Origin of the sequence: Streptomyces sp. NPDC051183, from assembly GCF_040682455.1 — a bacterium.
In the GTDB taxonomy this organism is placed as follows: Bacteria; Actinomycetota; Actinomycetes; order Streptomycetales; family Streptomycetaceae; genus Streptomyces.
The window spans coordinates 246,227-255,879 of record NZ_JBFBBA010000005.1; the positions used below are offsets into that span (position 1 = coordinate 246,227).

Sequence of the window (9,653 nt, forward strand, 5' to 3'; positions counted from 1 at the left end):
CCATGCTCGCACCCCGTCAGCCCGCGCAGGCCCCGCGGTACCGCCGCCGTGGTGCGCCGGGTTCGGGCGGTCAGCGGTCCGGGACCGCCCTCGGCGTACCGCGCCCGGACCTGGTCCCATACGTCGGCCGCGCCTGGTGGGGGGGGCGCCGCGGCGGCTCCGGCCGGGCGCGCCGCAGCAGCGCGGGCGCCGCCGCACGGTCCGCATGGCGTCGGAGGGTGCCTCCCACGCGAAGGACGGCAGAACCTTGCGGTCCGGGTCCACGAGGACGCCGGCGGGGTCCGTCAGAGACCCGCGGCTTCGCGCAGGGCCGCGGCCGTCTTCGAGGCGTCGTAGCCGGCCGGGACTCCGTCGACGAGGATGACCTCGCCCGCGATGTGGTCCGTGCGCAGCGGGAGGATCGCCCGGTAGGCGGGCGAGTCGTACCAGGCGCGGGCCCGCTCGATGTCCGGGAAGCCGATCAGGACGACCGTGCCGGGCCAGGGGCCCTCCTTGACCTCGACCTCTCGGCCGTGGACGAGGAAGCGGCCCTCGTAGGGGTCCATGGTGGCCTGGATCTCCTCGATGTAGCGGAGGATGTCCCCGTTCATCGTCCCGGGTCGTATGTGGGCGATGGCGTACGCGGTCATGTCGGCCTCTTCTTCCCCGTCGGCTCGGCTTGTTGCCGGTCCCATGGTGTCCCGCCGATGGCCCCGGAGGCGATTACCTCCGGGGTCATCGGCGGGCGTACGGGGGTCAGCCCGCGAGGTAGGCGCGGATGACGGTCACCTCCGCCTTGTTGCCCGCCCGGTCGGTGACGGTGGCACGCAGCGAGACCGCGGCGCCCCTCTCCGGGGTCCTCACGCTGACCTTGCCGTCCTTCACGGCGAGCGGCTGCCAGGTGTAGCCCTCGTCGTACGAGACCTGCGCCTGGAGGGCGGCGGGGGCCGCGGCCGCCGGGCCCTGCACGGTCAGCGGGAAGGTCGCCGTCCGCCCGGCCGGCAGGGTGCCGTCCGGCGCCGGGCGGGCGTCGAAGCGGACCACCGATACCGGGAGCACGGTCGGGGCGGCCGTTTCCTTCGAGCGGAACCACCAGGTCGCCGTCACCTTGGACGAGGTCGCGGAGAGCTCCGGGCGCAGCAGCGCGGTCGTGGTCAGCTTGTACGCGGCGTCGCCCGCCGGGACCGTGAACGGCCCGCTCCTGGCGAGCGGGGCCTGGCTGCGGCCCGCCAGGACGCCGTCGCGGTAGAGGACCGTGCTGCCGGTGGCCGCGACGTAGTCACCGGCGTGGTTCGCTCCGTCCGCCAGCAGTTGCACGGAGCCCGCGATGCGGTTGCCCTCGCGCACCACCCCGTGGTCGGCGTCCACGCGGGGTGCGAGGACAGCCGTGTTGAAGCGCTCGTGATAGGTACGGCCGCCCGTGAGCGCGCGCCGGCCCTCCGCTTCGTACGTCGCCTCTTCGACCGGGAAACCGCTCTCGTCCTCGCCACTGCTCTGCGTGAAGGAGAGGTTCCACTTCGCCCGGTCGACGGTGGACACGTACACCGTCGTCGTGGTCGGCAGCGGCCGCGAGAGCGATATCGAGCTCCCGGAAGTGCTGTCCGGCAGGATGCCCATCGCGACGAGCGCGCCCTCCTTGCCCGGGGCCGAGGCGCCCTGCTCGACCTTGAGGGTCGCCAGGTCGCGCGGCTTCAGGTGGCGGGTGTAGCCGGTGGCGACGGCGCGTACCGGGCCGCCGAGGACGGCGTGGTACTCCGCCGTGTCCACGCCCTCCCAGTGCACGTCCCACTGCTGGCTGAGCGCGCCGGCCGCGGACAGCGGGCCCAGGTGGCGGGTGCGGAACCCGGTGAGCGAGTCGAGCCAGAAGCCGAAGCCGTACTCCGAGCCGCCTTCGCGCAGGGTGTACGTGGGCATCGCGAACCGCGCGATCGCGGACTTCGACGGAACGGTGATGTCGACCGGCTCGGTGGTGCGCGCGTCGAGCGTCACCGTGGTGTCACCGGTGATGTCGAGCTGGGGCTGGACGATCCAGTCGGCGCCCCGGGCGGGGTCCAGCGGGTCGACGACGATCGCGGTGTTGAGCAGGTAACCGCCCTTGGGTACGCGCACGGTGACGGTGCCGGAGGCGTCGTCCGGCTCGAAGCGGCGGCCGGTCGCGCCGCCCTTCGTTCCCAACACGGTGCTGCGGTAGTTCGGGGCCGGCTTCCCGTCCCGCCCGATGTGGCGGAGCGTCAGCTGGTAGGACTCCGGCTCGCGTTCGGCGACGACGGCCGTGCGGACGCTCTGGCCCCGGCCGTCGCCGGTCGCGGCCGCCGTCGCGACCGCGTACGCCGTGTACGTGCCGTCCAGCGCCCCGCCGGGGCGGGTGTCGACGGTCACCGGGGCCTCGGCGGTGCCGCCCGCCGGGACGGTCAGCTGCCGGGCGCCGAGGGTGAAGAAGCCTTCGGGCGCGGGCTTGCCGTCGGGGCCGCTGCCGGTGACGGAGAGATCGAGGGTGACGGGCGTGCTGCCGAGGTTGCGGTACGTGATCTTCCGTGACTGCGGGGTGTCGTCCGCGTGCGGCCAGGGCTGCGTACCGAAGGTCAGCGCCGCGTCCTGGGCGACGACGCTCTGGCGCAGCGCGCCGTCGACCGCGATCCGGCCGGTGCCCTGCTGGTACGGGGTGTACGCGCCGCCCTCGGTGGAGGCGGTCAGCGCGCCCTTGAGCTCGGCGCCCTTCCAGGCGGGGTGCTGCTGCTTGAGCAGTGCGGCGGCTCCGGCGGCGTGCGGCGTGGCCATGGAGGTACCAGAGATGCTCAGGTAGCCGGCCGGGTTCTGGCCGACCTCGCGGTCGATGACGCTGCCGGGCGCGGCGGCCGCCGTGATGTCGACGCCGGGGGCGGTGACGTCCGGCTTGACGGCGCCGTCGCCCTTGCGCGGGCCGGTGCTGGAGAACTCGGCGAGGGCGTCCGCGTCGTCGACCGCGCCGACGGTGAGCGCGGCGTCCGCGCTGCCCGGGGAGTTGATGGTGCCGGGGCGGTGGTTGTTGCCGGCCGCGATGGCGAACAGCACGCCCCGGTCGGCGCTGAGCTTGTTGACGGCCGCTTCGAGGGGGTCGAGCTGCGGGGTGTCGTAGCCGCCGAGGCTGAGGTTGACGATGTCGGCGCCCTGGGCGACGGCCCACTCCATGCCGGCGAGGATGCCGGAGTCGTCGCCGAAGCCGTCGTCGTCGAGGACCTTGCCGTTCAGGAGCTTCGCGCCCGGCGCGACGCCCTTGAGGGCGCCGCCCGAGCGGGATCCCGTACCGGCGGCGATGGAGGCGACGTGGGTGCCGTGGCCGTAGCGGTCCTTGGCGTCCGCGGCGAGTGAGAAGTTCTGTTCGGCGACGACCTGGCCCGCGAGGTCGGCGTGGGTGGCGTCGACGCCGGTGTCGAGGACGGCGATCTTGACTCCGGCGCCGTCGTATCCGGCGGCCCAGGCCTTGTCGGCGCCGATCTGCCGGGTGCTCTTGTCGAGGGTGGCGGTGCGCACGGCGTCGAGCCAGACGGTGGCGATGCCGGGGGCGGCGGCGCGGCGGCCGGTGCCCCGCTGGGGGTCCGTGAGCGCCTCCCAGAGGGCGGCGGCGTCCCGGGGGGCCGCGGTGACGGCCTCGGCGCCGAGGGTGGCGTACGCCGCGGTCACCTTGAGGCCGTCTGCGGCGCGCAGGGCGGACCGGGCGGCGGGGGCGGAGCCGCCCTCGTAGCCGACGATCAGCTGGAGGCGGCCGGAGCGGCGGTCCTGGTACTCGGGGCGGCTCAGCTCGGTGACGTCGAAGAGCCGGGGGTCGAGCTTTCCGGCGCGGATCAGGGCCTGGGCGTCGTACGGCAGGACGCTGGTGTGGCCGTTCACCCGGCTCAGGGAGACGGGTATGTGCTCGCGGCCCTTGGCGCGTTCGAGGCCGATGGGTTTGCGGTCGGCGTCGAGGACGACGCGGTCACCGGTGACCAGGGTGACGCGGGTGGTCTTCGAGCCGGCGGCCGATGCGGATGCGGATCTCGCCGCCTGGTCGGCTAAGGAGCGCGGTGCGGGCGCGGCCGCGGCCGGGGTGGTCAGCCCCGCCGTGAGCGCGAGGGCGGCGATTGCGGCGACCGAAGCCGCCGCCCCCGCCCTGCCGTGATGGTTGCGCACGTGGTTCCCCCTGAGAGAAGGGTGCAGGAACCACGCAGTATGCCGCCGGAGTGACGGTCCATCAATGGTGCGTCGGAATAACGGAGTTGGGCTGGAAGGTGCGGCGGTAGGCGATCGGTGAGACGCCGAGGGCGGTCCGCATGTGCTGGCGCAGGGAGCCCGCGGAGCCGAAGCCGGCCCGGTGGGCGACCAGGTCGACGGGGAGGTCGCTGGACTCCAGCAGGTGGCGGGCGACCTCCAGGCGCTGCACGGTCAGCCACTGCACGGGGGTCATGCCCACCTCGTCGCGGAAGCGCCGGGTGAAGGTGCGCAGGCTCATCCGGGCGTGGGCGGCCAGCTCGGCGAGCGTGACCGGCTCGGCGAGGCGCTCCAGGGCCCAGGCGCGGGTGGCGGTGGTGGTGGCCACGGTGGGTTCGGGGACGGGCCGGTCGATGTACTGGGCCTGCCCGCCGTCGCGCCACGGCGGTACGACGCACATGCGCGCGGTGCGGTTGGTGACGGCGGCGCCGTGGTCGCGGCGGATCATGTGCAGGCACAGGTCGACGCCCGCGGAGACCCCGGCGGAGGTCAGGACGTCGCCGTCGTCGACGAAGAGGACGTCCTCGTCGATGCGGACCCCGGGGTAGGCGCGGCGGAATTCGAGGGCGAGGTTCCAGTGCGTCGTGGCGGGGCGGCCGTCGAGCAGGCCCGCGGCGGCGAGCACGTAGGAGCCGGAGCAGATCGAGACCAGGCGGGTGCCGGGGCGGATGCCGGCGATGGCGGAGGCCACCTCGGGCGGCAGCGGGCCGCCGCGGGCCAGCTCGGGCATGGCGTGGGTGGGCGGGACGATCACCGTGTCGGCGGCGGCGAGGGCTTCGGGTCCGGCCGCGGGCTGGAGGGTGAAGCCGGAGTCGCTGAGCACGGGTCCGCCGTCGGCGGTACAGACGACGACCTCGTAGAGGGCCTCGCCGGAGTCGTCGACGGCGCTGCCGAAGACCCGGGAGGGGATCCCCAGCTCGAACGGGGGGAAGCCGGGCAGTGCGAGCACCGCGACCAGGTGCCGGCCGCCCTCGCCGCTCCCCGGGGCCGCCGCTTCGGAGGGTCCCGCTTCGGAGGGTGCCGTTCGCTCCGTATCCACCTCGCTCATGGCCAGATCCTGTCACATAGTGGCCAGACGGCCAACACCGGCGGATGTCGCGCTGCCCGAATCTGGGACACGTCACCGGGGAACACTCCGGTTTTGGACGTAGTCGGACGGATTGAGGAGAACAGACATGCGCGCGATGGTCGTGAGCGAGTGGGGCGGCCCCGAGACCCTGGTCGAGCGGGAGATCGAGCGGCCGGAGCCGGGCCTGAACGAGATCCTGGTGCGCGTCCACGCGGTCGGCGTGAACCCGGTCGACTCGAAGACCCGGGCCAGCGGCGCCCTGATCGCCTGGGGCGAGGTCCCGATCGTCGGCTGGGACGTCTCCGGCACCGTCGAGGCGGTCGGCCCCGGCGTGACCATGTACCGCCCGGGCGACGAGGTGTACGGGATGCCGCACTTCCCGCGGCAGGCGGGCGGCTACGCCGAGTACGTGGCGGGTCCGGCCCGGCACTTCGCCCCCAAGCCCGCCTCGCTCGACCACGTGCAGGCGGCCGCGCTGCCGCTGGCGGCGCTGACCGCCTGGCAGGCGCTGGTGGATACGGCCGCGCTCGCCCCCGGGCAGCGGGTGCTGGTCCACGCGGCGGCGGGCGGCGTCGGCCACCTCGCGGTGCAGATCGCCAAGGCCCGCGGCGCGTACGTCATCGGCACCGCGAGCGAGGCCAAGCACGGCCTGCTGCGCGAGCTGGGGGCCGACGAGCTGATCGACTACCGGTCGGCCGACTTCACCGAGGCGGTCTCGGACGTCGACGTGGTGATCGACTCCCTCGGCGGGGAGGCCGGCGAGCGCTCCCTGAAGGTCCTGAGGCCCGGCGGGCACCTGGTGACCCTGCCCTCCCCGGACGACGTACCGGCGGACGCGCCGGGCGTCCACACCGGCTGGACCCTGGTCGAGCCGGACTTCCGGGGCCTGGTGGAGATCGCGGCCCTGGTCGAGGAGGGCAGGCTGCGCCCGGTCGTCGAGACGGTCCTGCCGCTGGCCGAGGCCGCGAAGGCCCACGAGATCGTCGACCGGGGCCGGACCACCGGCAAGATCGTCCTGACGGTCGCCTAGGCGGAGGCGGAGGCGGCCGCCGCGGACCGGGTGGTCGAGGCGATGGTGGCGGAGCCGACCACGCGCGTGCCGTCGTAGAGCACGATCGCCTGGCCGGGGGCCACGCCGCGGACCGGCTCGGTGAAGGAGACGCGCAGCTCGCCGTCCACGACCTCGGCGAAGACCTCGGTCTCGCCGCCGTGGGCGCGCAGCTGCGCGGTGTACGTACCCGGCGCGGCGGGCGTGGAGCCGCACCAGCGGGGGCGGATCGCGGTGAGGGCGGTGACGTCGAGGGCCTCGACGGGGCCCACGGTGACGGTGTTGTTCACCGGGGAGATGTCGAGGACGTAGCGCGGCTTGCCGTCGGCGGCGGGGTGGCCGATCCGCAGGCCCTTGCGCTGGCCGATGGTGAAGCCGAAGGCGCCCTCGTGGGTGCCGACCTTCTCGCCGGTCTCGTCGACGATGTCGCCCTCGGCCTTGCCCAGGCGGTTCGCGAGGAAGCCCTGGGTGTCGCCGTCGGCGATGAAGCAGATGTCGTGGCTGTCGGGCTTCTTCGCGACGGCCAGGCCCCGCTCCTCGGCCTCGGCGCGGATCTCGTCCTTGGTCGTGAGGGTGTCGCCGAGCGGGAAGAGGGCGTGGGCGAGCTGCTTCTCGTCGAGGACGCCGAGGACGTAGGACTGGTCCTTGGCCATGTCGGAGGCGCGGTGCAGCTCGCGGGAGCCGTCCTCGTTCAGGACGACGGTGGCGTAGTGGCCGGTGCAGACGGCGTCGAAGCCGAGGGCGAGGGCCTTGTCGAGCAGCGCCGCGAACTTGATCTTCTCGTTGCAGCGCAGGCAGGGGTTCGGGGTGCGCCCGGCCTCGTACTCGGCGATGAAGTCCTCGACGACGTCCTCGCGGAAGCGCTCGGCGAGGTCCCAGACGTAGAAGGGGATGCCGATGACGTCCGCGGCTCGGCGGGCGTCGCGGGAGTCCTCGATGGTGCAGCAGCCGCGGGCGCCGGTCCTGAAGGACTGCGGGTTCGCGGAGAGCGCGAGGTGGACGCCGGTCACGTCGTGCCCGGCTTCGACCGCGCGGGCGGCGGCGACGGCGGAGTCCACGCCGCCGGACATGGCGGCCAGGACGCGAAGGGGGCGGGAGGTGCGCGGCAGGTTCTCAGTCATAGCACCGTCCAGGGTACGGGGAACCGCGCGGAGTCACAGCGCGTTATCGCGTACAGGGGGTGGATCACATGGGCAACACGGGGAACGCGGCGAAGAAGGGCAAGGGGAAACCGGGCAGGAGCCGCAGGGCGTTCCTGTTCGGGGGCCTCGGGGTCCTCGGGGTCGCGGCCGTCGCCGGGCGGGAGGAACTGGTGCGCGCCTGGTGGCTCGTACCGGGAGTGTCCAAGCGGCGCGAGGACGGGGCCCTGGACCACGCGGGGGCGAGCTGGACGGCGGCCTCGCCGGCGAACTGGCGGCTGGCGGACCGGCCCGACGACTACCGCGTGGACCGGATCGTCGTGCATGTCACACAGGGCAGCTTCGCCTCGTCGGTGGACGCCTTCAGGAATCCTTGGCACAAGGCTTCGGCGCACTACATAGTCCGCCAGGACGGCCACATCGAGCAGATGGTGCGCGAGCTGGACGTCGCCTTCCACTCGGGCAACCGCAACATGAACGAGCGCAGCGTCGGCATAGAGCACGTCGGGTTCGTCGACCGGCCGAAGGACTTCACGGACTCGATGTACGAGGCTTCGGCGCGGCTGGCCGCCGATGTGTGCCAGCGGTACCGGATACCGGTGGACCGCAAGCACATCGTGGGCCACTCGGAGGTCCGCGGCGCCGACCACACGGACCCGGGCCGCCACTGGGACTGGGACCGGTACATCCGCATGATCGGCGAGGCCATGCCGTCGTGACGGGCGGCCGCGGCCCGACGCGGCGCTAGCTGAGGCCGGCGGTGCGGGCGCGTTCGACGGCGGGGCCGATGGCCGCGGCCACGGCGGCGACGTCCTCCTTGGTGGAGGTGTGGCCGAGCGAGAAGCGCAGGGTGCCGCGGGCCAGCTGCGGGTCGGTGCCGGTGGCCAGCAGGACGTGGCTTGGCTGGGCGACACCGGCCGTGCAGGCGGAGCCGGTGGAGCACTCGATGCCCTGGGCGTCCAGCAGGAGCAGCAGGGAGTCGCCCTCGCAGCCGGGGAAGCTGAAGTGGGCGTTGGCGGGGAGCCGGTCGAGGGGGTCTCCCCCGAGGACTGCGTCGGGAACCGCGGCGAGGACGGCGGCGATCAGCTCGTCGCGCAGCGCGCCGATCTCGGCGGCGAAGCGCTCGCGCCGTTCGGCGGCGAGTACGGCGGCCACCGCGAAGGCCGCGATGGCCGGGACGTCGAGGGTCCCGGAGCGGACGTGCCGCTCCTGGCCGCCGCCGTGCAGGACGGGTACGGGGGTCTGGTCGCGGCCCAGGAGCAGCGCGCCGATGCCGTACGGACCGCCGACCTTGTGGCCGCTGACGGTCATGGCGGCCAGGCCGCTGTCGCCGAACCGGACATCGAGCTGCCCGAAGGCCTGGACTGCGTCCGAGTGCAGCGGGATCGCGAACTCGCGGGCGATGGCGGCGAGTTCGCGGACCGGCATGACGGTGCCGATCTCGTTGTTGGCCCACATGACGGTGGCGAGGGCCACGTCGTCGGGGTTGCGCGCGACGGCCTCGCGGAAGGCCTCGGGGTGCACGCGGCCGAAGCGGTCGACGGGCAGGTACTCGACCCGCGCGCCCTCGTGCTCCGCGAGCCAGTGGACGGCGTCGAGCACCGCATGGTGCTCGACGGGGCTGGCGAGGACCCTCGTGCGGGCCGGGTCCTGGTCGCGGCGGGCCCAGTAGAGGCCCTTGACGGCGAGGTTGTCGGCCTCCGTGCCGCCGGCGGTGAAGACCACCTCGCTCGGGCGGGCGCCGATCGCCTCGGCGAGGGCCTCGCGGGCCTCCTCCACGGTACGGCGGGCGCGGCGGCCGGCGGCGTGCAGGGAGGATGCGTTGCCCGTTGCGGCGAACTGCGCGGTCATCGCCGCAGCGGCCTCCGGAAGCATCGGAGTGGTGGCGGCGTGGTCGAGGTAGGCCATGATCCCCCGATTCTACGAGTCCCCCGACAGGGGTCCGCCCCGCGGCCTTGCGTTGGCCGCGGCCGAGGCTCTGTTCCCGAACCCCCGCGCCTCAAACGCCGGCGGGGCCGACTGCACGCCTGAGGCCCCGCGCCCGGACCCGCGCCTCAAACGCCGGCGGGGCTGGGTATGCGTCTGCGGCGCCGCTGCCGGGGCCAGCCTCCGGCCCCCCGCGCCTCAACCGCCGGCGGGGCTGGATTTTGGCTGATGCCGCCCGCACCATCTCAGCCCCGCCGGCGTTTGAGGC

7 protein-coding genes are annotated in these 9,653 nt (G+C 74.0%); 2 read left to right on the forward strand and 5 right to left on the reverse strand.

Going from position 1 to position 9,653, the window contains the following annotated elements; genetic code table 11:
• Positions 1 to 284: 284 nt before the first annotated feature.
• From AB0M99_RS06805 to AB0M99_RS06815, 3 genes are all read right to left on the reverse strand, one after another.
• Positions 285 to 629: a DUF1330 domain-containing protein gene (locus tag AB0M99_RS06805; RefSeq protein WP_365917579.1), complete on the reverse strand. Its 345-nt coding sequence runs from the start codon at positions 627 to 629 to the stop codon at positions 285 to 287.
• A 106-nt stretch (positions 630 to 735) separates the two neighbouring features.
• Positions 736 to 4,125: a S8 family serine peptidase gene (locus AB0M99_RS06810; RefSeq protein ID WP_365917580.1), complete on the reverse strand. Its 3,390-nt coding sequence runs from the start codon at positions 4,123 to 4,125 to the stop codon at positions 736 to 738.
• 61 nt (positions 4,126 to 4,186) lie between these two features.
• The gene (locus AB0M99_RS06815; RefSeq protein ID WP_365917581.1) at positions 4,187 to 5,251 is read right to left on the reverse strand and encodes a helix-turn-helix domain-containing protein; all 1,065 of its coding nucleotides are present in this window, start codon (positions 5,249 to 5,251) and stop codon (positions 4,187 to 4,189) included.
• A 127-nt stretch (positions 5,252 to 5,378) separates the two neighbouring features.
• On the opposite strand from AB0M99_RS06815, the gene AB0M99_RS06820 reads away from it, so the two are divergent.
• Complete coding sequence (locus tag AB0M99_RS06820) at positions 5,379 to 6,302, forward strand: NADP-dependent oxidoreductase (RefSeq protein ID WP_365917582.1); 924 nt, start codon at positions 5,379 to 5,381, stop codon at positions 6,300 to 6,302.
• On the opposite strand, the gene mnmA is transcribed toward AB0M99_RS06820, so the two are convergent.
• On the reverse strand, positions 6,299 to 7,441 hold the full coding sequence (mnmA, locus tag AB0M99_RS06825; protein WP_365917583.1) for a tRNA 2-thiouridine(34) synthase MnmA: 1,143 nt from the start codon (positions 7,439 to 7,441) through the stop codon (positions 6,299 to 6,301). The genes AB0M99_RS06820 and mnmA overlap by 4 nt on opposite strands.
• Positions 7,442 to 7,509: 68 nt before the next feature.
• On the opposite strand from mnmA, the gene AB0M99_RS06830 reads away from it, so the two are divergent.
• Positions 7,510 to 8,178 carry an N-acetylmuramoyl-L-alanine amidase gene (locus AB0M99_RS06830; RefSeq protein ID WP_365917584.1) on the forward strand — a complete coding sequence of 223 codons (669 nt, stop codon included), beginning with the start codon at positions 7,510 to 7,512 and terminating at the stop codon, positions 8,176 to 8,178.
• Between the two features lie 25 nt (positions 8,179 to 8,203).
• On the opposite strand, the gene AB0M99_RS06835 is transcribed toward AB0M99_RS06830, so the two are convergent.
• On the reverse strand, positions 8,204 to 9,367 hold the full coding sequence (locus AB0M99_RS06835; RefSeq protein ID WP_365917585.1) for a cysteine desulfurase family protein: 1,164 nt from the start codon (positions 9,365 to 9,367) through the stop codon (positions 8,204 to 8,206).
• Positions 9,368 to 9,653 lie beyond the last annotated feature (286 nt).